Raw genomic sequence first — 25,259 nt, 5'->3', positions numbered from 1 at the left:
GGAAAGCCAGTGGCATTGCTAAGCAGAGAGCGCCTTACCGGTGACAGGATCGAAGATATGCAGGTGGGTCGGATCAAGCCGAACTGCCACATGATCGTCTATCGCGGCGCGATGCTTCGCTCGTACCTCGGCGGTAATTCGTAGCTTGGGCGCTATCTCAACCTCAATAAGTCTTTCGCTACCGATCAGCTCGACCATCCAGACCTTCCCTGGAATGGCGCCCGGCTCACCGGTACTCACAACGCTAACTTCTTGGGGACGAATGCCAATCACCAGCTCACGCGGCAAGTCGGACGATATCTGAATGGGTAAGGTCGTATTGGCGACTTTCAGAAAACCGTCGCTGTTGGTGGCCGGAAAAAGGTTCATCGGCGGTGTTCCAATGAAACCAGCAACAAACAGATTGGCGGGCTTGCTGTAAACTTCCTCCGGCGTACCGATTTGCTGGACGATTCCCTCATTCATGACAACCACCAAATCCGACATTGTCATGGCTTCCAACTGATCATGCGTCACATAAATAGTGGTTGTGCCAAGATCCAGATGGAACCGCCTCAACTCGCCCCGCATCGCCGATCGCAGCTTTGCATCAAGATTAGAAAGCGGCTCATCCATCAGAAAAATATCAGGCCGCCGCGCCATCGCACGCCCCAAAGCTACGCGCTGGCGCTGCCCTCCCGAAAGCTGTTTTGGTTTGCGTAGCAGCAAATGCCCTATCTCCAGCACTTTAGCCACGGTGCTAATCTTCTCACTCCGCTCGGGCTTTGGGATGCGTCGGACCTCGAGGCCGTAACCAATGTTACGCGCCACATCCATGGTTGGATAAAGCGCGTAGGACTGGAAAACCATGGCGATGTTGCGCTCTCCTGGAGGCAGATGATCCACCCGATTCTCGCCGAAGAGAATCTCGCCGCCGTTTCCCCTTTCAAGGCCTGCAATAAGTCTAAGCAGCGTTGTCTTTCCGCAACCGGACGGACCAAGAAGAGTCACAAATTGTCGTGATGGCACAAGAAGGTCCAGCGCCTTGAGCACGTTGTTGGAGCCAAAGGACTTCGAAAGCCCTCTTACGACGACATCAGTCATCCTTTCACTGCTCCTGCACCAAACCCGGCCACCAAATGGCGCTGCATGAAACCAAAGAGAATTGCCATTGGCAACGTCATGAGAACGGAAGATGCCATCATCAAACCCCAATCAACATGGGTGCCGTCAAAGAAATGCATCACGCCGACCGTAAGCGGCAGATTCTCCATGGAATTCATAAAAACACGGCCAAACAGATAATCATTCCAGGATACGATGAGAGAAAAAATGCTTGCAGCGATGATCCCTGGAAGTGCCACTGGAAGGACCACTTGGCGAAAGACCTGCAGCCGTGATGCACCATCCACCAGCGCCGCCTCCTCAATTTCAATGGGAACCCCACGGAAGAATGCCCACATCAACCAAAGACAAAAAGGCAAAGTGATGCAGACATAACCGAGGATGAGCGACAGGAGGGTATCGGTAAGGTCAAGCGAAACCATCGTGAGAAACATGGGAAATACGAAGATAACACTTGGCACCATGTAACCAAGGATCGCGATGTAGGGTACCGCGCGCTGTCCCCAAAAACGAAATCGGGTCAATGAATAGGCGGCAAGCGTCGCGATCGTGATGGATATGGCGGTGGATCCGACCGATACAATGACTGAATTCGCGAACCAGTCGAGAAAATAGGCTGACGGCGGTACGCCCGCGCCAGGCGCGCTCGCCACCGCGCCACCGAATAGCAACTCTCTATAGCTTTCAAAGGTGATGTTTTCGGGCCAAAGGGTCGGCGGCCAACGGAAAATTTCACTCTTCGGCTTGAGGCTGGTCGAAATGGCCCATAGCAATGGAAAGCACACCACAACAGTAATGGCTGAAAGGACCGCATAAAGCAGCGCGGCAACCCAGGTCTTCATGCCGCTTTGTCCTCTCTGCCGAATCCCGACACACGAATGTACAGAATGGATCCGAGAAGAAGCAGAAGCAGCATAATCACCCCGGCTGCCGCGCCGACCCCCATCCGTAAATTCGCTATAGACTGGTCAAAAGCATATAGTGCCAGGTTATAGGTTGAGGTGCCTGGCCCACCGCGCGTGAGCAGGTAGATCTCCTCGAATTTATTGAATGTCCAGATCGTCCTGAAAACGATCACTACCGCCAAGACCTCGGCCAGTTGTGGCAGGGTAATGTCTCGAAAACGGCGAAAAGGCCCCGCTCCATCCACTTTTGCGGCATCATATAGCTCGGTCGGAATGGTCTGGAGCCGCGCCAATACGACAATGACAACAAAAGGCGTATATTTCCAAACGTTCAGGAGGATGGCACTTGCCATCGCCATGGTGGGCGTCGACAGCCAGGCAATACGGTCGTCAATAATGCCAGCCGACATCAGTAGATGATTGACAATTCCAATCTCTGAATTGAAGAGCCAGCGCCAGTTGAGTGCAATCACGACTGTGGGAACAATATACGGAAAAAGAAGCAGCCCGCGAAAGGCATTCATGCCTTTGAGCGGCTGATGCAATAGCATGGCCAAGCCCACGCCAATCAGGGCCTGCAAAACGGTAGACCAACCGGTCCATATCAGCGCTTGGCTGAAACTTTCCCAAAACAACGGGTCCTTCAGGACAAAGACATAGTTATCCAGGCCAACAAAGGGCTGACTATCCGGGCGCAAAGGATTGTAGCGCACGAAAGAAAGCCGCACGGCTTCAGCAATAGGCCAAATGAGAAAGACACCAAGCCCCAGAATGAGGGGGAGCATGAACAGCACCCCCACCTGGCGATCACTAAGGCGCAGACGCATTTAGGTTTATCCTAGCAAGCGCGCATTCTCGCGACGGATATCCTCAAATTGGCGATGGCCCCACTCAACCGCGGCGCGGGTATTCTCATTATTCACGAGAATGCGTTGAGCGACCTGCGACCAGACATTTCGTCCATGACCAATGCCCGCAAGGGGATTGATGCCTTTCTTCAGCTCATGCCCCGAATTACACGCGTGAGGCACGAAGCCGGTGAAGATCACATCGACGCTCCGGCGCTTCGCTTGATACATCGGGTGTTGCTGAATGCCCGGCGCCGTCGCCTGATCCTTGAAGACAGGACCAACATTCGGAAATAGGCTCGCGGAATAGCGTACCATCCATTCCGTACTATTCATCACATGCGCCAAGGCTTCCTTGGCTTCCTTGATGAATGGATTGTTTTGACGCGGCATAATGAAGCCATTGATATCGGTCCATGACCAGCGGGCGCCTGTACGCGGATGGGCTGGGTTTAGATAATACTCCATCTTGTCGAAGATCGGCTTGGCCTCATCGGCTGCGCGGCCCATGGTCCGACCCCAATAGAAACTGGAACCTGTCCGCCCGGTCACGTGTTGATCTACAACCTGCAGGAAGCTGAATTCAACCGCCGAGCGCGGCATGGTCGCAAATAACTCCTTGATGAAGTCATAGGCTTCGATGGTTGCCGGGCTGTTGAAAGTCGTCTCAAAGCGACGGCTCGGATCCCAGGTCAAGCCACCGGCCTGCCAGATCAATTGCTGAATGTGGTAGTCGCCACACAGGTTACGTCCAAGGGCCATGGTAAAGCCCGCACCGCCCTGACGACGCTGCTGGATGGCCCTCGCCCCGTTCAGAAGGTCATGCCAAGTCCAATTGGTCGGCTCAGACAGCCCTGCTTCCTGGCGTGCATCATCTTGCATGACGAAAAGGCAGCCCTGGTGATGCAATGGAACCGCGTATTCGGTTCCCTTCCATGTGCCAAAATCATCCACCGAAAAGCCGTCAACCAGCCTCTCGCGTGCACGAATGGCGCGGTTCACATCCTGCATAGGCTCAAGAAGGCCTTCAGCAGCCAATTGATAGGCAATCGGGCTCTCAACACTGATGAGCGCCGGAGGACGCCGCGCTGCAAGATCAGTGGCGAGTTTTGTATAGACGGCATCCCACGCGATTTGCTCAGACTCGAAGCGCAGACCGGGGGCGTTTCTCTGCGCCCATTCATTCAGGCCATTGGTGAATACACCAATATATGGTCCGGGCTCTCCCCAAACCCGCGCAACGCGCTCCCGCGTTTGCGCATAAGCGGGCGCGGCAAGCGATCCAGATAAGGCTGCACCGCTCAGCGCCAGCACATCACGGCGAGAAAATTTCGATCTCATGGTTTTCTTCCCCTTCTTGAGCTTTATTGCTTGCTTGATTTTGGTTTACCGAAAAGGGTGGCTTATTTGCATTGGTGGCGTCAAGGCCCAGGTTGCAACGGGCTGGGCAATTTCGGTCCAGAATGGTGAGCTTGCGTCTGCATCACCGAATGGCTCTTCGGCGATGAGTAGCCGCCGCATTCACTTCGCCTTCAGCTGTAAGGATGACACCATACTCCGCTTCCGCCTGATCCGCTTCAATCAAGCCATAACGCACGTCCCGCGCCACTAGCGCCGGATCACGCATAAAGGGATCACCATACCCACCGCCGCCAGGCATTTCGACAATGAGCCGGTCGCCAGCCGGGATAACTTGTAGCCCCTTGATCGCGAGTGAAGCGCCTGTGGCGAGCGACAAGCGCCCCTTCGCGCCCGCCTCTCCCCCGCTGCGCCCGCGCGCGGGATAGACACCGCGTTCAAAGCGCGCCTGAATACCGAAGGCGGCGCCGTCCCGATTTGCGATTTCCATGCGCTGACCAAGCCCTCCGCGTTGCCGCCCCGGACCGCCAGACCCGCGCCGCAATTCCTTCCGCCAGACAACCAGGGGTGTGATGGCTTCGGTAATCTCAATCGGCACATTGCGTACGCCGGATGGGAAAGGGGTTGCCGAAAGCCCATCCTGCCGCGGGCGGGCACCCGCACCGCCGGAATGAAAGGTGGTGACATTGAAGGCGCGCACCGCGCTGCCTTCCATTCCAGTCAAGCCATGGCCCGCGAGCAGGCTGAGATTCCAGAGACTCGAAGTGCCTTCCGCAGGCACAGTATCCGGCAGTGCCTGGTCAAGGCAGCCATAGACAACATCAGGCAGCATATGCCCCATGACCGAACGCGCATAAACGGCAGCCGGATGTGGCGCATTCAGGATCGTATTCTCAGGCGCTGTCACGATCACTGCATCCAGCGTGCCCGTGTTATTCGGGATCCAGGGGGCAAGGGCTGCTTTCACGCCAAAGGATGTATATGCTTCCGTATAACACATCGGGCAATTGATTGCGTATCGCGATAAGCCCGATGTGCCTGTGTAATCCACTAATACCCGATCACCCGCAATAGTGAGCGTCGCAACAAGCGTGACTGGCGCTTCGAAGCCATCAATAGTCATGCGCGCCGTCCAGGAACCTTGCGGCAGCTTCGCGATGATCTCGGCCATCGCGCGGCGGCTACGAGCAATGATTTCCTCGCCCAGATGGTCAAGATCCACGAGGTTGAATTCGCGCATCATTTCGCGCAGCCGAATGCCGCCGGTCTCATTGCAGGCCACTAGCGCATAGATGTCGCCCACCACCTGCACCGGCTCTCGCACATTGGCACGCACAATGCCAAGAAGGTCTTCATTCATCCGCCCCTCACGCGCAAGGTGCATGAGCGGAATATAGAGGCCTTCGTGATAAATTTGCCGCCCTTCGGCACTCACGCCTAAGCCGCCAATATCCACCACATGCGTAGTGCAAGCGAAAAGCGCGACCGGCCTTCCATCCAGAAAAACTGGCGTAACGACCGTCAGATCAAAGAGATGCCCTGTACCCTTCCATGGATCATTGGTAATCAGGATATCGCCATCCTTCAGCGTCTCAGCGGGGAAGGCATCTAGGAAATGCACGACCGAGCGCGCCATGGAATTGATATGCCCTGGCGTACCCGTCACGGCCTGAGCAAGCATTCGCCCTTTCATATCGAAGACACCGGCAGAGATATCACCCGCTTCGCGCGCTGCGGTGGAGAAGGCAGTACGCACCAGGGTCTGCGCCTGCTCTTCGACCACCGAAAGCAGGCGGTTCCAAAGAATCTGGATTTCGATTTCGCCGATCATCTTGCTCATCAGGCGATCCTCTCGATCAGAATATGCCCGGCGGCATTGGGGCCAGCGCGAAAGCCTTCGGGTACCAGGGTTGAGGTTTCAGCCTCCACAATAACCGCTGGGCCGATGATGCGCGCGCCAGGTACTAGGCTTGCGCGATCATAAATCGAAGCGTCAATAAATTGGCGCACACCAGGGTCCATGATGCGCCTCATGCCTGAAGGCGATGGTGCTGCGGCACTTGGTGGGTCCGGGATGCGCGCGGGCAGAGGTTTCGCTTCTGCCAATGATAGCGTCCAGGTCAGAACTTCGACCTCGAGCTTCGGAATCGTGCGCCCATAAAGCGCACCATAGGTTGCTTCGAAGGCGTTGCGGAAGGCGGCTTCGCTATCCGGACCATAGGGGCCGGTCGGAAGCGCAACCGCCACCTCATGCCCTTGGCCCCGATAACGCATAAAGCCGGTGCGGATTTCCTGTAGCGCCGCATTTGCTGCACCAAGGCGGACCACGGCCTCAGCCTCCGCCCGCATGGCATCATAAAGACCATTGACCAATCGCGCATCGAAGGCATTCAAGCTGACAAGGCGCGTACGCACCACTTCATAGCCGATCGGCGCAGCAAGAAAGCCATGGGCGGAGCCCACCCCCGCGCCAACCGGCACCAGCACGCGATCCATGCCAAGCTTCTGTGCCATGCGCGCTGCATGCAGGGGCGCGGCGCCACCGAAGGCAATCATGGTGCGTCCGCTGGTTTCCTTGCCGTTCTCTACCGCATGCACACGCGCTGCATTGGCCATGGTTTCAGTAACGATTTCAGTGATGCCAAGGGCTGCTTCCGGTGGCGTCATGCCAAGCGTATTTCCCACAAAAGTATGACACGCGGTATGGGACGCTGCGGCATCAAGCGTTATGTGCCCCCCCGCAAAACGCGCCGGATCAATCCATGAAAGAACCAAATCCGCATCGGTCACAGTGGGCATAGTGCCACCGCGCCCATAGCAGGCCGGGCCAGGCATGGAGCCCGCGCTATCGGGACCAACGGTAATGCGCCCAAGCCCATCCACGCGGGCTATCGAACCACCGCCAGCACCGATCTCTACCATATCAATTACCGGGATGCGTACCGGGATACCGCTACCCTTCACGAAGCGTGCGGCGCGCGCAATTTCAAAATGTCGGGCCTGCTGCGGCTTCATATCATCAATCAGCGTGATCTTCGCAGTCGTCCCGCCCATGTCGAAGGAAAGTGCACGGCTGATGCCACTTTCTGCCGCGATCATCTGCGCCAGAATGGCGCCGCCTGCCGGACCGCTCTCTACCAGACGAATCGGGAAGCGCCGCGCGGTTTCTACCGTTGTGATGCCGCCCGAAGACATGATCAGCAATAGTGGCGCGGCGCTGCCTATCGCCTTCAGGCCATCTTCCAGTCGGCGCAGATAGCGTTCCATGAGCGGCAGGACGTAGGCGTTGGCAACCGTAGTGGAGGTACGTTCATATTCGCGGATTTCTGGGCAGACCTCGCTCGAAATCGCGATGACCTCAGGTGCGAAATGCCGCGAGAGTATGGCCTTTGCTCGCCTTTCATGTGCGTCATTCTGATAGGCATGCAGGAAGCAGATTGCGATGGCCTCAGCGCCTTCAGCTTTCGCGGCGGCACCAATGCGCTCAACCGCAGCCTCATCAATCGGCAGCAATACGGTGCCGTCCGCGGCCATACGTTCCGGTACTTCAAACCGCCACGGTCGGGCGACTAGTGGTTCCGGCCGCTCCATATAAAGATCATATTGTTCAAAGCGATGCTCATAAGCGATTTCAAGCGAATCACGGAAACCCTCTGTCGTGACCAGCGCCGTGCGTGCGCCTTTACGTTCAATCAGCGCATTGGTCGCAAGGGTGGTTCCGTGAATGACCAAAGCCAGATCGGCTGCATTGATACCGGCTTTCTCCAGGATTGCTGCCGTACCTTCTAGTACCGCGCGTTCTGGTGCATCTGAAGTGGTCAGGACCTTGGCGGAGAGCGAGCGATCCGGCAGTGCAAGTACTAGGTCGGTGAAAGTGCCGCCGATATCGACAGCGAGGCGCGCAGTCTTGGTCATGATATCCTTCTTCTGATCGCGGCATGCGCCCTATTCGGGCTGTATATTGGCCGCCTTTACAACAGCGCGCCAGATCTCCGTCTCGCTACGCACAAAAGCCCCAAAATCTGCCGGCGCCATAGGCGCGGGCTCAAAACCGATACGGCCAAGCATTTCGCGTATCTCCACACGCCCTAGGATACGAAAGATCTCGGCAGCAAGGCGTTCTCGAATGGCGAACGGCGTCTCAGGGGGCGCGATCACGCCATACCAATTGGAGATGTCAAAATCTGGCACTAGGCTATTGATGGCCGGTGTGTCCGGTGATGTTGTCCAGCGTGCGGCGGTGGTGACGCCCAGTAGCCGCATCTGTCCCTGCTGCACCATGGGCCAAGCGGATGAATCACTGAAGAAAACATCAGCGTTCCCCGCAACAAGATCGGTCAGTGCCGGTGCCGTGCCGCGATAGGGTATATGCAGCATACGCGCGCCAAGGCGCAGATTGAGCAACTCTCCGGCGAGATGCGTTGCCGTGCCAACCCCGCCGGAGGCAAAGCGAATAAGGTCTGGCTGCAGCCGAACCATGGCCAGAAATCCGGCCAGATCGCGCGCTTGAAGTGTATTGCGCGCGACCAGCAAAAGCGGGCTTTGGCAAACCATGGTGACGAAGCCAAGAGTTGTAGGATCATAGGGTGTCCGACGTACGACCGGACCTGCGGTCATATTTCCGGCGCTGACCATGCTGAGCGAATAGCCATCTGGTGGTGCCTTTGCCACCGAATCGACACCAATGGCACCACCGGCGCCGGCGCGATTTTCGACAATAACCGCTTGGCCAAGCGCTTGGCTCAAAGGTTCCGCCAGAATGCGCCCTACCGCATCAACCCCACCGCCGGGTGGAAAAGGCACCACCAAGCGAAGAGGTCTCGTCGGCCAAGACTGAGCTCGCGCGGAGGGCACCAGTGCGGCGCTGGCTGCAGCCGCAAAAATCCCAAGACCAGTTGAACGACGGCTGATGCTGCTTTGCATGGTGATAATGCTCCCGTATGCTTCAGGCTGCAACCACAGCGTATTCTCGCAGTATTTAACGTAGGCGCCACATTTATTCTGAGTCAAATGGGTAGGAACAAGGCTTCTGACGAAGGGGTATTTGTCAAAAAGGGACTATGGGCCATGCGCATTCAAAGCTGACCTGGCCCAAGCGTTAGGATACGACGGGGCCACCATAGTCAGCGTTTCCGTCTCAAAAAAACTTGAGACCAAGCGGCGGACTGAATAACGGAGTGCCTGCCTCATCTAAGGTCAGGTTTACGCGACGTTTCGGTGGGTGCATCAAGCCATGTTTGAATATAGTAAGACTGCTCATAAACGTCAGCGTTTGATCTCCTCAATCACTGAAGTGATGTATCAGGACGGGACTTAGCTCGGCTTGCCGTATCCCCCTCCGCCAGGAGTCGCGATGCCCACGATATCACCTGGCCTGAGTGTAAAGGGGCTGTTCTTGATATCAATCGCCGTCGCATTGATAGAAACTACGCCGCAGACACCCGGTCCACCCCCAAGAATTCCTTGCGCAGGCGCGCGTGTTCTTTCGGCATTGAAACCGATCGAGAATGGCCCCCCTTCAAGAATGAGATGAGCCTGCTCTAGCCCGTCCCCCCCCCTGTTTAGCCCCTGTCCACCGGAACCTTGGCGAATACGCCGATGCAATACCCTGATCGGCGCCTGTTGTTCGATGACTTCAACAGGTGTCGAGGAAACATTGGACGGCCAAGAAAGTGCCGTCTCACCAACGCCATGCGCAGTTGCACCCATGCCTCCATTAAAGAATGTCTTGAGTGCAAAGCGGGAGCCATCCTGACGCTGGCCTCGGAGCAGGAAGGACCAGATCGGGCTTCCCGTTGGCGCAATAACGCGATCGGGAATTGCATCGGCTAAAGCACGGAGAACCAATGCTGGTAAATAGTGGCCTACCAATGCTCGATTACCACCGGAGTAAGGCCAAACATGATTGACGATTGAACCCTCTGGCGCAATGAGCCGGATTGCTCGTTGAGAGCCATCATTATTGGGGCTTTCAGGGTCAAGCACGCATTTCAAGGCATAGGCCGTAAAAGCAAAAGTGTAGCACCAAGCGACATTCAGGGCTGCCGGAATCTGTGCGGAGCTACCTGTATAATCGACCGTCACATTATCTGCTTCCAAAGTGATCTTTGCCTTCAAGCGTATTGGTACGCCATCCATGCCATCAGTCTCCTCCTCGGCAGTCCAGCTTCCTTTGGGCAGTCTCGCTAGGGCCTGTCGAACAGCCTTGTCTGTCCGATCAAAGCTGGCCGCAGCGAATTTCTCAAAATCAGAAAGTCGCCAATCCATAAGGAGTTTCTCAACGCGCCTTCTTACCAAGTCCAGGGCGGCCATTTGTCCGTAAAGATCGCCAAGCACCTCTTCTGGGGCGCGTACGTTCTTAGCCAAAAGTGCAAGGATGGATTGATCCAGCACTCCCTTACGCGCAAGCTTTAAGGGCGGAATCTGAAATCCTTCCTCATGCACATCAGCAATACGCTGCGCGCCGCTTCTGCCGCCGATATCAGGCGCATGCGCGGTACTGGCCGCAAAAGCAACAATTTTTCCCTGTTGGAAAATAGGTACGGCGAGGCTGATATCGGCCAAATGCCCCGTGCCCCACCAGGGATCATTGGTGATCAGTATGTCACCATCCGCGATATCTTCTTTGAAGACAGCGACGAAGTGTTCCACCGTTCGCGGCAGGCTGCCGATGAAACTGGGGATGGATTTATGACCCTGTGCCAGTAGCTTACCCCCCGCATCCGTTATCACAACTGAAAAATCGTCAGATTCGCGGACGACGGTGGAAAATGCGCTGCGCACAAGCGTGGCAGATGCTTCGTCCACCACACCGATCAATCGGCGCCAAAGCACCTCTGTGGTTACAGCATCGAAATCCCCTGCGCGTACGGCTTCTGATTCAAGATTGATGATACCAATACCCATAATCGAGGATCTCGCGATATCACGCGGGCCAAGCACCAAGGTAGAACCAGATTGCGCCACTAGGGCGGGCCCTTCTATCTCTGCCTGCGATTCGCCCCAAATCAACCTTTTCGCAGTGAGTTTTGACCCAAGGGGGGAGATGATGTCCTGCGTTGAGGTCTGCGCAAGCAGCTTCGCTTCGCTGAGAGTCAGGGGGCTTTGATCATCTACCAGAGGTAATGTCGCCACAATCCGCAGCGCCACTATTTCCACTTCTGCCCAATCTATAGTGCGAGCAAAAATGCGTTCATAGGCAGCACGAAAAGCCTCAAGAATTTGATGGGTGTCCCCGTAGGAGCCTTTCGGTAAGGCAACTTCAATTTCAAATCCCTGCCCGATATAGCGCATATCTGCACTGCGCCTGATAGTGAAATCACCTTGTTGCGGGGGGGCATTGAGTGTGATGCCTGCCTCCAATTCAGTGAAGGCAGCCTCGATTTTCGCGCCAGTAACTTGCGCTAATGCCTGGCCAAGAAAAACGGAACGGTCTATCCGTAATGGAGCGAGACAAAGACCAATAGCCGAGGCGACACCAGCGGCAGGCGGGCAGACCATGGTCCTGATGCCAAGTTTACGCGCCACCTCCGCACCATGTAGTGGGCCCCCGCCGCCTGTGACAACCAAAGCAAGTTTTTCGGGCTCAACCCCGCGTTCCGCCGCATGAACGCGCGCAGCCGACGCCATATTTTCATTCGCCAATTCGCGAATACCAAGCGCAGTGAACGGTTCATTCAACGACAATTCTATCCCAAGACGGTTCAAACACTTGGACGCCGCTCGCGCATCCAACTTCATCGTACCCCCAGCAAAGTTCTCTGCATCCAGCAAGCCGAGTGCCAAATTCGCGTCAGTTAGGGTTGGCTCAACTCCACCGCGCCCATAGCAGGCCGGGCCGGGCTCAGAGCCCGCGCTACGTGGCCCAACTTTGAGTAGACCAAGGCCATCACGACGAGCGATTGACCCGCCACCAGCGCCGATTTCGATCAAATCCACACTAGCAAGGCAAAGAGGCAGACCGCTTTCAGGTATGAAGCGCTTTTCACGCGCGGCCTCAAACCGACGTGCAATGAGTGGCGTGCCATTGTCAATAACACAAATTTTTGCGGTGGTGCCCCCCAGGTCAAGAGCAAGCAAGTCACTGATCCCCGCCTGACGTGCGAACCAGGCGGCTGCCAAAGCGCCAGCGGCGGGGCCGGATTCCAGCAATGCAATAGGGCTCTGTCGAGCTACATCCAGGGGAGCGAGTCCGCCAGATGAAAGCATAAGATAAATGGCCGATGAGATGCCACAATTTTCCTCGATGCAGGCACGGAATCTGCCCAAGTATTGCTGGGCCAGTGGGGCAATGAAAGCATTCGCAACAGTGGTAGAAAATCTCTCAAATTCACGGATTTCATTGGCAACCGCGTGAGATACTGAAATGGAAAGCTCCGGAAAATGACTTTGCAAAATGCGGAGGGCAGCTTTTTCATTCGTGGGATTGATGAAGCTATTGAGGAAGCAGACCGCAAGGCTCTCGCACCCATGCTGAAGAAGATTGGATGCGGCAGCCAGAACCTCATTTTCGTCAATCTGACTTAGAATAGCGCCCTTAGCATCCACGCGTTCGCGTACCTCAAGGCGCCTTTCTGCGGGAACAAGCGGTTCAGGCATCTTGATGCCTAAATCATAAAGCTCAAACTTGCGTTCGCGCCTAAGGGCCAGTGTATCGGCGAAGCCCGCGGTGGTTATCATACCCACCTTAGCGCCACTTCGTTGAACGAGCGCGTTCGTAAAAAGCGTTGTCGCATGTACAACCCGCAATACGCGCCCCCGGTCCAAACCATGGGCAGAAAAAAGTGCGGAAATCCCGGAGGCAACGGCCTCATTCGGGTCCTTTGGGGTAGTCAAGATTTTGCTTGAGACTACCTTGCGCGTAACCGTATCAAGGGCAACCAGGTCGGTGAATGTTCCGCCAATGTCGATACCAAGCACCAAACCATCCATAATGGTCTTCCCTTCCCATCGAAAAACAGGGCATGCTCTTTGCCGCCGCCTGGTAGGGAGAATGACATGAACTTCGCACGCCGCAACCTTTTGGCATCAGTTCTGGCCACTCCGGCCCTTGCACTGGCCCAAAGCCGCTGGGCACCGGACAAGCCGGTCAGTTTTCTTGCGCCATTCTCCCCTGGGGGTGCCTTTGACGTTACGCAACGCGCCTTGGCCCGCGCTGTCGAGCCCGCAATCGGGCAACCCATTGCGGTAGTTAATCGTACAGGCGCGGCCGGAACTATCATGTTGAATGAATTGGCACGTGCGCGGCCAGACGGCCACATCCTGGGGCTTCTTTCGGTCAATACAAACGCTGTGGCGCCGCAGCTTCAAGCGCTCAGCTTTGACCCCGTGAATGATTTCACACCACTCATGAACTACGGTTCTTTCCTCACCTTCGTTACCGTCGCAGCCAGTTCATCCTTTGGCTCCTTGAAGGAGTTGATCGCTTTTGCACGGCGCGAACCTGGCAAGCTGACCATTGGCGTTTCCGGTATTGGCGCCAACAGTCATTTGAATATGGCGCGTCTGGCGGCAGAAGAAGGTGTGGAGGTGACGTTTGTTCCTTTCCCCGGCGGCGCCCCTGCGACCACTGCGCTGCTCGGGGGGCATGTGATGTGTGCTGTTGTCGCCGGAGAGGTACTGCCATCCGTCAGAGACGGTACATTGAGATTGCTTTCGCTACTCAACGCTGACAAGAGCGAAGAATTTCCGAATGTACCAACGATGCCTGAACTTGGTTATTCTTGGGCATCGCGGCCATGGATTGGTATGGGCGGACCGAAAAATCTACCCGATGTGATCGCCAATCGCTGGAGCGAGGAATTGCTTGCTGCAACCCGGAACGAGACCTTCCTCAATGCTATGCGAAATCTGGCTATCGTGCCAGTGCGTCTGGGGCCCGCCGAAATGCGCAGCATGATGGCAGAGAGCCTTGCGGAGCATGAACGGGTGGCGCGCACCATTCGTATCGGACGGTTTGCGCCACGCTAGTCCCAGCGAGTTCAGTCAAAGCAATCCGCAATAGCACGCTGCAGAAAATCGTAACCTGAGTTTTACGCGCATTATTTACTGTCGCTACGGTAGGACGATGTGTCCGGCGTCAGCACCTATGAGACCAAATTGGCGATTTGAGTAACGGAGTATTTCTGGCTCATCGTAACCCCAAGGAGGGTGAAGATGAGCCAGAGCTTCGCCACCCCACCGGCGCGGGTGCGAACCGAAAAGCTGGCCCGCGATATTCGCCGCCCCACGCGCAAGCACCATTCCGCCGAGGACAAGATCCGCATCGTCCTGGAAGGGCTCCACGGCGAAGAAACCATCGCCGACCTATGCCGCCGCGAAGCCATCGCTGAGAGCCTGTATTGCTCTTGGTCGAAGGATTTCCCAGGCGAGGCGCTGGCGCGTCACGGGTTCAAGCGCCACGCCGAACGGTACCCTCACATTGACAGTCGGGGCCGCGCCATGTTGGCTATCATCTCGCCTCGTGAGAGGGTGAGGAGAAAAACGCCATGAAGAAGCGCCAGATCCTGCGTGCTGCGGCCGGCCTTGGACTGCTAGCCGCCCCCGCCTATGCGCAAGCGCCTTTCCCAAGTTCTCGCATCCGCATGGTCGTGGCCTTCCCGCCCGGTGGAAACACGGACATTTTTGGGCGCCTATTTGCCGAACCCTTCGGGCAGGCGCTCGGCCAGCCCGTTGTCGTCGACAATCGCGGCGGCGCGGGCGGTCTCATCGGCTCGGGCGAGGTGCATCGCGCCCGACCGGACGGTTACACGTTGATCTTCCAGAGCCCGACGGCCGGGATCACAGGCCCGCTCACACGTCGTGTGCCGCCCTTTGATCCGGTCACGGGGTTTTCGCATATCTCCATCCTCGGCATTACGCCGCTCTGCCTCGCGGTGAACCCGCAGCTTGGCGTTAACACCCTGGCCGAATTGATCGCCATGATCCGCGCCCAGCCCGGCCGACTGAGCTATGGCAGCTCGGGCATCGGCGGCGTCCCGCACCTCGCAACGGAGTTGCTGCGGATGCGAGCAGGCAACCTTGACGTGGTGCATGTGCCCTACCGAGGCTCAGGGCCGTTAACCCAAGATCTTCTCTCCGGCGTCATATCCTTCGCGGTGGACGCCTTCACGGCACTGCTGCCGCAGCACCGCGAGGGGAAGCTCAAGATTATCTCCGTCTTCGGTGAGCAGCGCGCAGCGGTGGTGCCCGAGGTGCCGACCGCGCGCGAGGATGGCTTCGACGTCGTGATCCGTCTCGCCAACTACCTGGCCGCTCCACCCGGCACACCGCCGGACCGGCTGGAGCGGCTCTCCGCCGCCGCTCGCGCCGTGATGTCCACGCCCGAGATGGCCCGCGCGCTGGAGGCCATGGCCTTTGTGCCGGTGACGGATTCGACGCCCGAGCGCGCCACCCGCTTCATCGCGGATGAGGCGGCCCTCTGGAGGCCCGTAATACGTGCCATCAACATCGAGATCGATTAGACGCGCGTGTTCAGGCTGACGGACAAGGTGGTGTTCCTGACCGGCTGCGGCTCGGTCGGTCCTGGCTGGGGTAATGGCAAGTCGATCGCGGTGCTCTTCGCCAGGCAGGGTGCGCGCATCTTCGGCGTGGACATCAATGAGGCGGCGGCGCGCGAGACTCAAGCAATCATCCAGGAAGAGGGCGGCACCTGCGAGATCGCAACGGGCGATGTCACGGATTCCGCCGAGGTGGAGCGGCTGGTCGAGGCTTGCATGGCGCGCTTCGGCCGCATCGACGTGCTGGTGAACAATGTCGGCAAGTCCGAACCCGCTATTCCCGGTGAGATGGACGAGGCGCTGTGGGACAGCCAGCTTGCCGTCAATCTCAAAAGCGCTTTCCTCTGCTGCCAGGCGGTGCTGCCGATCATGCAGAAGCAGGGAAAGGGAGCCGTGGTCAGCATCGCCTCCACGGCGGGCATTCGCTACACGGGCAAGCCCCAGGCGGCCTATTCGGCGGCCAAGGCGGGGCTGATCCATTTCAGCAAGACCACCGCCATTACCTATGCTCCGCAAGGCATCCGCATGAACTGCGTGCTGCCAGGCCTCATGTACACACCGCTGGTGGCCAAGCTCGCGGAGCAATTTGCGGGCGGCGACCTGGACGGGTTCGTGGCGAAGCGCAACGCCGCCGTTCCCATCGGCCATATGGGCGAGGGATGGGATGTGGCCCATGCCGCGCTGTTCCTTGCTTCTGACGAGGCGAAATACGTGACCGCAACGGAACTCGTCGTGGATGGTGGATTGACGGCTTCCACACGTTGATCGCGGCAGGCTGGCTTATTCTTCCGGATTGTCCAGCGTCAGCGGCTATGAGACTCCGGTGCCTTCCTGAACGTATCCTGTCCGTCGTAAAATTATGTGCGTTTTATTGATACAATGAATAGTGGAGTATTCGTCCATCGGCAGTCCGACTTTGGCTGCGCCGCTGACCAGTAAATTGATTAGGGCTCTATGTCTCCCGAGCAACGCAGCCTAAGCTAGCCTCAACATGAGAGGATACCATGGATGGAACAACATCCCGTATTGTCCTTGTTACTGGCGCTGCTGGCGGCATTGGACGTGCGATGGTTGCATCGCTTCTCGCTGCCGGGCACCGCATCGCGGCGCTTGATCATGATGCCAACGGCCTGGATGGGTTGCTGGTGGCGCATGGTTCCCATCCAAATTTGCACGCAATTGAAGCGGATCTCTCAACGGCACAGGGATGCGAAGCGGGTATGGCCGCCGCGGTGTCCCATTTTGGCCGCGTGGAAGTGCTCGTGAACAATGCGGGTATCGGTGTCTCGAGCCTGCGCCCCGATGCGGAAACCCGACTGCCTAGCCTTGAAGAGCTAAGCGCACCTGTCTGGGATCGCTTTTTTGCAATTAATGTCACTGCCCCGATGCTGTTGACGCGTGCCGCCGTGCCAATGATGCGTGAGGCTGGCTGGGGAAGAATAATCAATAACACCACATCTTTCCGTACCATGCTGCGCGTATTGCCCTACGGCGCCACTAAAGCGGCGCTGGAGGCCAGCTCGGCAGTGTGGGCATCGGAGTTGGCTGGCAGCGGCATCACGGTGAATGTGCTGATCCCAGGTGGCCCCACTGATACGCCTTTCATTGGTGCCGAGTCAGGCTGGGCCAGGGATGCGATGCTGAGGCCAAGCGTCATGGGCCCACCCTTGGCCTGGCTTGTCTCCGACGCCGCAGGGGATTTCACGGGCCAGCGCATCATCGCGGCACGTTGGGACAACAGCCTTACGGGTGCGGAAGCCGCTGCCAGGGCAGGCCGTGCGATTGGCTGGCCCGAGCTTGGCGCCGACGCGGTTTGGTTGACCGCAAAAAATACATAGGTTCTCGATCATACAGTGACCATCCCGGCCCCTGTTTTCTCGCTTTCAGGCAAGGTGCTGCTTCGTTGCAGGCGCGGGGAACGCGCCCTTGCCCTTGAGTAACCGGATCTACCGGGAATTAGCACCGCTTCTGATAGAAAAGTCAGTACCAGTCAGCATTGCAATCAGCTTGTCGTCATGCCCAAATCTATTCTCACGACCGAGACTGATCGCTCTCAACGAAAGCTACACCCCATGCGTTTTTTTGTGATGATCACTCTGTTCTTGTACGCAACGGGTTCCGCCATGGCGCAGGGCCTTAGCTTACCCGGCATGGGCGATCAGGGCGGAAGCGCGACAGACGCGCTGCGCGGCGCCTTTGCCGAGCAGACGCCAGAGCAAAAGCGCGCCTTTTGCGGCCGTGTCGCGCAGGCGGCGGCAGGTTGCGGCACGATAGACATGACAGCCCTGTCTGCCTGCCTGATACGCACCCTGCCTGCGCAGGATTCTGCCCGTGTGGCCCGCATGGCCAATGCCTCAAGAGGCAATGTCTCGGGCTTGATGCAAGAATGTGGAATCGGTTTGGGCCGCTAAACAGCGAAAATGAAGATCAAGCACCAAGATAGTCTGATCAGATATTTGCGTGGCAGGTTTCAAGGCAAGGAGAACGTCCATATCAGGCTTACGCCCGCCTCATCCTGCATCAATTGCGCCAAGGTCGCATATCTGGATAGCCACTCACCGCCCATGCGCCGTCAACCAATAACGAAGCACCTGAAATATAACTGGCATCATCACTTGCCAGAAAAAGTGCCGGTGCTGCGATTTCGTCTGGCTGTGCTGCCCTTCCCTGCGGAATACGCTCAATGAATGCCGCGTGGATCTCTTCGTTGTCGAATAGGCGCTTGGTGAGCGGGGTCTGCACAAGCCCGGGTAGAATGGCGTTCACCCTTATGCCGCTTGGCGTCAGTTCCAGCGCGCCGTTCTTTGTCAGCATCTCAACACCGGCCTTGGCTGTCGAATAGGCTGCCCCCGCATGCATCGGCACATGCGCATTCAGGGAGGCAATATTCACCATGGCGCCACGCCCCTGCTTCAACATGGCTTGGGCCGCATGCTTCATGGCGAACATCACACCTTTGAGGCAGAGATTGATGGTAAAGTCCCAATCGGCCTCTGCCATACGCGAGATATAGGCGTGCTTGTTGGCGCCCGCGACGTGAAAGCTTGCATCAACAGAGCCAAAGCGTTCGATCGCTGTTGAGAAAAGATATGCGACATCATCCTCTCGTGTCACATCACCGATGATCGCAATGCCTGATTGACCCAATTCCGTCGCCAGTACTGCCACACCTTCCGCATTGATGTCATTAGCAGCAACCTTGCCGCCTTCCTGAATAAACCGCCGAGCGATTGCGAGCCCGATACCTGACGCACCCCCGGTGATCACCGCCGTCTTGCCTGCGAATCTCTTCTGCATGTGTCGCGCTCCTTGCCCATGAGATATGCAATAGCCTATCCGGATCGTTTCGTTGCCCGCCCGCTTTTTTTACGGCCAGGTTTCTGCTCCCGCTTTCTTGACCGAACGCTTCGAGGTCGTTCTATCAACAACAAAACAGCAAAATTTCTGTAGCCTCAGTATGCGGCACAAGAATGCAGCGTCATCAGAAACAGCCTAACGCCTCAGCGCCTCCAGCCCCAATTCACGCCAAAGCCAGGTAAAGTCATAACTTCGCAACGGGTCATCCGGCTCCTTATACTCACCATGGTTCTCCACCCTTTTTAGCCAAGCGGCTACCATCTCTCGCCCCTTTGGCGTCTTGATCAGAGTCCGGGGAGACTTATTGCCCAGAGCAGGGATCGGTTCCTCGATGACTTGGCGATAATGCGCATCCAGGGTGCGCTTGACGAAATCGCGCTTTTCCTCGGGCGAAAGGCTTAAAGGGTCAGATATGGGTTCAGCCCCTCTGGCCTTCCGAAGGTCAGCGAGATCCAGATGCTCGACCAGAGGCGGCCCGACGAGTCCGGAAACGATCTGCTCCAGCAGGGCCCTACCACGCTTGGCGCGCGCTTCCGAATTCACCTCAAGCGTCAGCCTGCGGGCCTGCAAGGAAATGGTCCCAAGAACCAAGGCGCCATCTTCCATTCTGGTCACGAGGCTTTTTGTGCTCTGCTTCTTCGGTGGCGCTTTTTTATGAGGCCCTTCGTCAGACAACCAGTTCCAGAAGCTTGCATCCTCCTGTTGCAGTGAGGGCAGGGTATTCAACGCGTCCGCGACGTGGTCCAGCGTAACTCCTGATTTCAGGGGAAAATGCATTTTGGTAAAGGCAATCGGATCGCCCTCAGCATTACAGAGTTCAGGAAATTGGTTCCCCTTCGCGGCGTTCAGTTCATCAGATAGCCAAAGATTGGTGAACATGAAGGCCGCCATGCTGAGCAGCTGATCAGTCGCAGATCCAACTATGGTGGCTTGCTGGTCCGTTCCGCTATCCTCGCCCCGGGCCTCGCTCTTCGTTTGTCGCACTCTCTTTCGTGCTATCTTGGCCAGCCTCTCTTTCAGAATATCGCTGGCCTCATGATCCAGGCGCATCAACGTACCACTGATAACACTCCGATCCCGCAGCGGGATTACGCGCGTGGCAATACGATCCCACTGCCTAAGGCCCTGGGAGCCGCTTTTCTCCATCACTCGAACAGGCTCGCCGCCACGAATGAGATCACGTAGCAGCATCGATTCGCCGGGAACCAGGCCACTCACCTCATATAGGCTCATGACAGAGTGGCGGAGACCCGCAATATACTCGCGCGTAGAGGCGCTTTCCTTCCAGCCGCGGCGTTTCAGATACTCATCAGCCAGATTACGCCCATCGGGCATGTTGGTCGCGAGCAGGTCTTCAAAGGACGCGCCCCAAACGGTTGAGACCGCATGATCGCCAACAATGGATTTGATGTCGGCGAGATCAACATCAGCGTCAAGGCAAGCCTGTGCGGTGTGACGCGACAGCGTCTCCTGCATCGGCCCGCGCCATTCATCCCGGTGCACCCAGGCGATCAGGCCGGATATATCGTGTTTCGGTCGCAGGGCCGCTTCCTCGTTCCAATTCAATCATCAGTTTTCCTCAGTCCTTCACGTTCCGCAAGCTGGTTGTCAGAAGAGCCCTAAATTGACAAAGAGGTTTGAATGTCAGGATCGCAGGTAGCCGGGTATCATTGGCAGCAGTGTAGATTTCACCCATCCTTCAAGGCCATCCGGCAGGGGCAGCGTGCCGCCCGGAAGGGTAAAGAGTTTAGCTGCACAATTCAGTTTCATCACACGTGACAGGTGGAGGCAGATAAGCCTTAATCATGGCTTGGTTGACTGAAACGCGCCGTCCCAGTTTCGCCGTCCGAATGGCGCCATCACGAGGGAAATGACATGACAGAAGACATCGGCGCCTTCGTGCCCGGCCCACGCATCCATATCGAAGGACGGCCCAGTGGGCCTCTCGCTGGCCTCACCTTTGCTGTCAAGGACCTGTTTGATATTGCCGGTGTGCCCACTGGTGGCGGCAATCACGACTGGCCGACGGGCCGCCCGATCCCAACGCAGCACGCCTGGGCTGTACAGGCGCTACTCGATGGCGGCGCGACGCTCATCGGCAAGACGATCACGGACGAGGTATCGCTCGGCATCCTGGGAGAGAACGCCTTCGATGGTACGCCTATAAATGTGCGTGCCCCCGGTCGGGTAGCTGGCGGGTCCTCCTCAGGCTCTGCCGCCGCGGTTGCCGCTGGCATCTGCGATACTGCGCTTGGCACCGATACGGGTGGCTCGGTGCGCGTGCCAGCGAGCTTCTGCGGCCTTTATGGAATCAGGCCAACACATGGAAGGCTTGATGTTACCGGCATGATGTCGCAGGCGCCGACCTCCGACACCACCGGATGGTTCGCACGTGATGCAGCCACCTTTGCGCGCGTCTCATCCGTGCTGCTGCAGGAGGAGATACCCACCACACTGCCGACAAAGCTCGTGATCGCGATGGATGCTTTCGGCTTTGCGGATGCGCCTGTAGCGGCTGCGCTACAGCCGATGGTGGCGCGGCTTGCTGCACTGATTGGCGCGAGCCGCGAGGAAGTCATGGCGCCGCAAGGCCTATCGGTTTGGGCACGCGCCCAGCGCACGCTGCAACCGGTTGAGGCCTATAACACCTTCAAGGATTGGCTCGACGAGCGTAATCCACGCTTTGCCTTTTCTGTCGCGCGCAACTTAGTCATGGGCTCGATGGTGCCGGACAGTGAGCGTGGCTGGGCCAATCTGATGCGCCAGGAAGCAAGGGGCCGCATGGCTTGGTTGCTGCCATCTGGTACCATCCTTTGCCTGCCCACCACGCCATTCCCGGCGCCGCTACGCGGGCAGCGTCTTTCGATGCTCGATCCGCTGCGCGATCGCATCACCTGCCTTTGCGCCCAGGGCGGGTTGGCCGGACATCCGCAAGTCAATCTGCCGGGTGCGACGATTGATGGGCTGCCCATAGGCCTTTCAATCATTGGCCCACGTGGCAGCGATGCGACACTTGTCGCCGTGGCGCGGGCAATGGAGGAGCAAGCATGAATAACGACCGTACCCCGAATATCCCCGAAATTGTTGAGGAGGTCCGCGACCTATTCGAACGCTATGAGCAGGCACTGATCGACAAGGATGTCGCGGTGCTGGATGGCACTTTCTGGAACAGCCCACACACGATCCGGCTGGCGAATTACGAACATGGCTACGGGTTTGATCGTATCCATGCTCACCGCGTAGCGCGCCCGCCGGGCCCCGGCAGCAAAGAGAAACGCCTACGGCTTGATATCGTCACCATTGGTCGCGATGTTGCTACCGTCACGCTGGTCTATAAGGTGCGCGGCCAGAATATGATCGGCCGCCAGATGCAGACCTGGGTGCGCTTCCCTGATGTTGGATGGAAGGTCGTGGCTGCGCATGTGTCGATGATTGATCGGGAGCCAACGCTTTAGGGTAACCGCCGTCCTCCCTGCTGACATCTGTTACTTGTGAGGGCTGACTATTCCGTTGAAACGGCAGCATCAAATACGGGAGAACCCGCGCCTGAAGCTCGCTGCTTAACCGCGACTTCGCTGTGAATGAGACCGCGATGGCGCAGATATTCCGTAACTCAACACGGAAAGCGGTCTCAAATGATCTGACGACGGACAAGCAAAATGTCTCCTCTCCACAAACAAAAAGTTCTCACTTCGAAGATTATAGCGCGGTGCCCGTATGCGAAACTGCAGTCTTTCTTGGGGCAGCAAAAATACTCTTGACTCTGAGGGGTCTCTTTCGGTAGCCAAACTCCATGAACGCGTCGGAAACACCCTCCCAGAGCTTGCGCTCAGCTTTTCGCGCTGAGGTGCTGTCGCGTTTGATATCGATATCTGCGCAACGCATATGACGGCTGCCCGTTAGGGCCTTTGCCGCTCATAAGTCGGTTTTTTTCGTGGGCGCCGGAACTGCGCCCAATTTCATCGAATGCGGTTATCGAAATGCAGTCAAAACCCCAGCGGTCTGTGAAGTCCGCTTCCAGACGGTCGCGCAGTGATGTCCTGAGCGCGCCTACCATCTGTCAACGCGGCGAACCAGACGAAGCCTCCCACAGCGTCCCGCGAGCCGACTCGGCGTTGGGCTACGCCTTAGCGCGACGCATCCTGGCCGCAGAGCCCGAATTGGTAGAAAAGTTACGCAGCGGGTTCGCCGCTGTGGTTATCGCTGTGCCAAACGCAGACATGGTTCTGCCTCTGGGTGATGGTCTGCGGCGTGCAGTTTTCGCAGACTGCCCAAACACAGACGCAGCCGATAGGTGGGTTTCATACTTTCGCGACGGGCGACTACGATCTGATCGTGCGGATCACGGAAATGAGGCGGTGAGGCACGCATTGGCCAGGGGTAATCCGATTGTAGGAATCAGCCCTGCACCAACACGGCACCTGCCTGCGGATTTGTGCCGCATCGCAGAATATCGTCTGCATGCGCCTGCCATCAGCGCCGAGATGGTATCTGAGGTTGCAGTAGCCGTCACTGGGCGCGCACCTACGAAGCAGCTTGAGCACGAGATTGCTTGTCGGGTCAGGCAAGCGGATTTAGCGCTGGCGGTTCGGCGAGACGGTGATCCGAATGGCTTCATCGAACGTGTCCGAGACCTGGTGATGACACAATCAACTGAGCCTACCCCAAGGTTGGCTGAATTATGCGGCATGGACAGCGTCGTCGATTGGGGGAACGCACTGGCTCGGGATATTTCTCTGTACAAGCAGGGACGAATTTTATGGCGCGATGTTGACCGTGGAGTTCTTTTGTCAGGGCCGCCCGGCGTGGGCAAGACCACAGCTGCCCGAGCGGTTGCAGCGACCTGTCGTGTGCCCATTTTTCAGGGTAGCTTTGCAGTGTGGCAGGCCGCAGGAAGTCTTGACACAATGCTGCGAGCCATGATCGAAACCTTCAATGCAGCACGCCAGCATACACCCTGCATTGTTCTAGTGGATGAGGTAGATTCGGCCGGTAATCGGAGGAGTATGGAAGGCCGTAATGCGGGGTATGAAACCCAGGTTTTGAATGCATTTCTCGAACAACTCGATGGTCTAGAGGGACGCGAGGGGGTGGTAGTCATTGGTACGACAAACTACCCTGAGCGCGTTGACGCTGCGCTGCGGCGCCCGGGGCGACTTGATAGGGAGATTCGGCTCAGTCTGCCGGACGTCACGGGGCTCACGGGAATTCTCAGGTTCCATCTGGGCAGTGATCTCGCCGAGCAAGATCTCCGGCGCGTAGCCAACTTCGCGGTTGGCTCAAGCCCGGCCATGGCAGAACGGTTCGTGCGCGATGCGCGGCGTCGTGCTCGATTTGAAGATCGTCCGATGATCAAAGCCGATCTGCTGGCTGCCATTCGTGCAGGCCAGCCCAGACTGCATCCGGAAGTGAGGAAGCGGGTTGCGATCCACGAGGTCGGGCATGCCCTGGTAGCAGCTCTCCACGATAGAGGCGTCGTACGGCGGGTTAGCTTGCTTGCTACGCAATACGGGGGCGGCGAGGTCATTGCCACGGACCAACCATGTCTTACGCGCCAGGACATTGAAAAGCGAATGATGATTCTTCTTGCCGGACGTGCGGCAGAGGAGGTTGTACTGGGTTGCCCATCCACATTGTCGGGTGGCGCCGAAGAAAGCGATTTGTACAAGGCCACGTCGGTAGCGTTAGCAGCGCTAATGTCGCAGGGCATGGGAAGGGGCGAGCGCAGCATGCTTTGGACGGGTGGCATTGAAGCCAGGCAAATCGCGAGCGCATTGTCTGCAGATGGTAGTCTCCAGAGTGAGGTGAACGGAATGCTGGAAACGGCTTATTCTCGCGCTAAGCAGGCCATCAGTAGCAACCGCGAAGCATTCGATCGAATCTATAAGCTACTTGCGCAGAATGAGGTCATCAACGGGGATGAGGTCGATGCCATTGTTGCTCGATGGCGAAGGAAATCAAGGATGAAACCACCAGCTCAAAATCAAGCTAATGGACCCAGAAGGGCAATCAAACCTTTCCAATAGGCATGCAAACCCTCGAGGCAAGCCGCCGCTTTACACGAACAATGGCATCGTCGCAGGCAGAGGCTCATCGCGCATTAGGTGGGACGGCAGTTACGGTCGGCTACGCTTACTCTCGTGTACCGCGTCAAAAAAATCGCCTTCACATCGTTGGAGAGTTTGATA

Annotated in this window: 18 protein-coding genes and 1 pseudogene; 9 read left to right on the top strand and 10 right to left on the bottom strand. The window is 57.3% G+C overall.

Going from position 1 to position 25,259, the window contains the following annotated elements:
* Positions 1–18: 18 nt before the first annotated feature.
* The 8 genes from IOB61_RS08095 to IOB61_RS08060 all read right to left on the bottom strand — a co-directional run bounded on the left by IOB61_RS08095 (position 19) and on the right by IOB61_RS08060 (position 13,147).
* Complete coding sequence (locus tag IOB61_RS08095) at positions 19–1,083, bottom strand: ABC transporter ATP-binding protein (RefSeq protein WP_290814892.1); 1,065 nt, start codon at positions 1,081–1,083, stop codon at positions 19–21.
* On the bottom strand, positions 1,080–1,946 hold the full coding sequence (locus tag IOB61_RS08090; RefSeq protein WP_290814889.1) for a carbohydrate ABC transporter permease: 867 nt from the start codon (positions 1,944–1,946) through the stop codon (positions 1,080–1,082). The genes IOB61_RS08095 and IOB61_RS08090 overlap by 4 nt, the downstream gene beginning before the upstream one ends.
* On the bottom strand, positions 1,943–2,836 hold the full coding sequence (locus IOB61_RS08085) for a carbohydrate ABC transporter permease (RefSeq protein WP_290814886.1): 894 nt from the start codon (positions 2,834–2,836) through the stop codon (positions 1,943–1,945). The genes IOB61_RS08090 and IOB61_RS08085 overlap by 4 nt, the downstream gene beginning before the upstream one ends.
* A 6-nt stretch (positions 2,837–2,842) precedes the next feature.
* Positions 2,843–4,198: an ABC transporter substrate-binding protein gene (locus IOB61_RS08080; protein ID WP_290814882.1), complete on the bottom strand. Its 1,356-nt coding sequence runs from the start codon at positions 4,196–4,198 to the stop codon at positions 2,843–2,845.
* A 142-nt stretch (positions 4,199–4,340) separates the two neighbouring features.
* Positions 4,341–6,056, bottom strand: coding sequence for a hydantoinase B/oxoprolinase family protein (locus tag IOB61_RS08075; protein WP_290814879.1), 1,716 nt, complete (start codon positions 6,054–6,056; stop codon positions 4,341–4,343).
* Positions 6,056–8,131, bottom strand: a complete 2,076-nt coding sequence (locus IOB61_RS08070; RefSeq protein WP_290814876.1) for a hydantoinase/oxoprolinase family protein — start codon at positions 8,129–8,131, stop codon at positions 6,056–6,058. The genes IOB61_RS08075 and IOB61_RS08070 overlap by 1 nt, the downstream gene beginning before the upstream one ends.
* A 30-nt stretch (positions 8,132–8,161) precedes the next feature.
* Complete coding sequence (locus tag IOB61_RS08065) at positions 8,162–9,139, bottom strand: tripartite tricarboxylate transporter substrate binding protein (protein WP_290814873.1); 978 nt, start codon at positions 9,137–9,139, stop codon at positions 8,162–8,164.
* A gap of 390 nt (positions 9,140–9,529) precedes the next feature.
* Positions 9,530–13,147 carry a hydantoinase B/oxoprolinase family protein gene (locus IOB61_RS08060; RefSeq protein ID WP_290814870.1) on the bottom strand — a complete coding sequence of 1,206 codons (3,618 nt, stop codon included), beginning with the start codon at positions 13,145–13,147 and terminating at the stop codon, positions 9,530–9,532.
* Between the two features lie 66 nt (positions 13,148–13,213).
* Here IOB61_RS08060 and IOB61_RS08055 point away from each other — a divergent pair, with 66 nt between their 5' ends.
* The 6 genes and pseudogenes from IOB61_RS08055 (at position 13,214) to IOB61_RS08030 (ending at position 18,125) form a co-directional block, all read left to right on the top strand.
* A complete protein-coding gene (locus IOB61_RS08055; RefSeq protein ID WP_290814867.1) occupies positions 13,214–14,185 on the top strand; it encodes a tripartite tricarboxylate transporter substrate binding protein in 972 nt (323 codons plus the stop codon).
* Between the two features lie 186 nt (positions 14,186–14,371).
* Positions 14,372–14,578 (top strand): annotated as a pseudogene (locus tag IOB61_RS08050) (hypothetical protein); the annotation flags it as partial.
* A 125-nt stretch (positions 14,579–14,703) separates the two neighbouring features.
* The gene (locus IOB61_RS08045; RefSeq protein WP_290814864.1) at positions 14,704–15,678 is read left to right on the top strand and encodes a tripartite tricarboxylate transporter substrate binding protein; all 975 of its coding nucleotides are present in this window, start codon (positions 14,704–14,706) and stop codon (positions 15,676–15,678) included.
* 6 nt (positions 15,679–15,684) lie between these two features.
* The gene (locus tag IOB61_RS08040) at positions 15,685–16,479 is read left to right on the top strand and encodes an SDR family NAD(P)-dependent oxidoreductase (protein WP_290814861.1); all 795 of its coding nucleotides are present in this window, start codon (positions 15,685–15,687) and stop codon (positions 16,477–16,479) included.
* Positions 16,480–16,718: 239 nt separating this feature from the next.
* A complete protein-coding gene (locus IOB61_RS08035) occupies positions 16,719–17,552 on the top strand; it encodes an SDR family NAD(P)-dependent oxidoreductase (protein WP_290814858.1) in 834 nt (277 codons plus the stop codon).
* Positions 17,553–17,786: 234 nt separating this feature from the next.
* Positions 17,787–18,125: a hypothetical protein gene (locus IOB61_RS08030; RefSeq protein WP_290814855.1), complete on the top strand. Its 339-nt coding sequence runs from the start codon at positions 17,787–17,789 to the stop codon at positions 18,123–18,125.
* Between the two features lie 109 nt (positions 18,126–18,234).
* On the opposite strand, the gene IOB61_RS08025 is transcribed toward IOB61_RS08030, so the two are convergent.
* Positions 18,235–19,011 (bottom strand): SDR family NAD(P)-dependent oxidoreductase, encoded by a 777-nt coding sequence (locus IOB61_RS08025; protein WP_290814851.1) that lies wholly within the window; start codon positions 19,009–19,011, stop codon positions 18,235–18,237.
* 195 nt (positions 19,012–19,206) lie between these two features.
* A complete protein-coding gene (locus IOB61_RS08020; protein WP_290814848.1) occupies positions 19,207–20,637 on the bottom strand; it encodes a hypothetical protein in 1,431 nt (476 codons plus the stop codon).
* Between the two features lie 309 nt (positions 20,638–20,946).
* Between IOB61_RS08020 and IOB61_RS08015 the strand changes: the two genes are divergently transcribed.
* From IOB61_RS08015 to IOB61_RS08005, 3 genes are all read left to right on the top strand, one after another.
* Positions 20,947–22,122: an amidase gene (locus IOB61_RS08015; protein WP_290814845.1), complete on the top strand. Its 1,176-nt coding sequence runs from the start codon at positions 20,947–20,949 to the stop codon at positions 22,120–22,122.
* Complete coding sequence (locus IOB61_RS08010; RefSeq protein ID WP_290814842.1) at positions 22,119–22,526, top strand: AtzH-like domain-containing protein; 408 nt, start codon at positions 22,119–22,121, stop codon at positions 22,524–22,526. The genes IOB61_RS08015 and IOB61_RS08010 overlap by 4 nt, the downstream gene beginning before the upstream one ends.
* 903 nt (positions 22,527–23,429) lie before the next feature.
* A complete protein-coding gene (locus IOB61_RS08005; RefSeq protein WP_290814839.1) occupies positions 23,430–25,097 on the top strand; it encodes an AAA family ATPase in 1,668 nt (555 codons plus the stop codon).
* The last annotated feature ends 162 nt before the right edge of the window (positions 25,098–25,259 follow it).

The sequence above is a fragment of the Aquidulcibacter sp. genome (assembly GCF_020253525.1).
In the GTDB taxonomy this organism is placed as follows: domain Bacteria; phylum Pseudomonadota; class Alphaproteobacteria; order Caulobacterales; family Aquidulcibacteraceae; genus Aquidulcibacter.
This window is presented reverse-complemented; position numbering and strand designations above follow the sequence as displayed.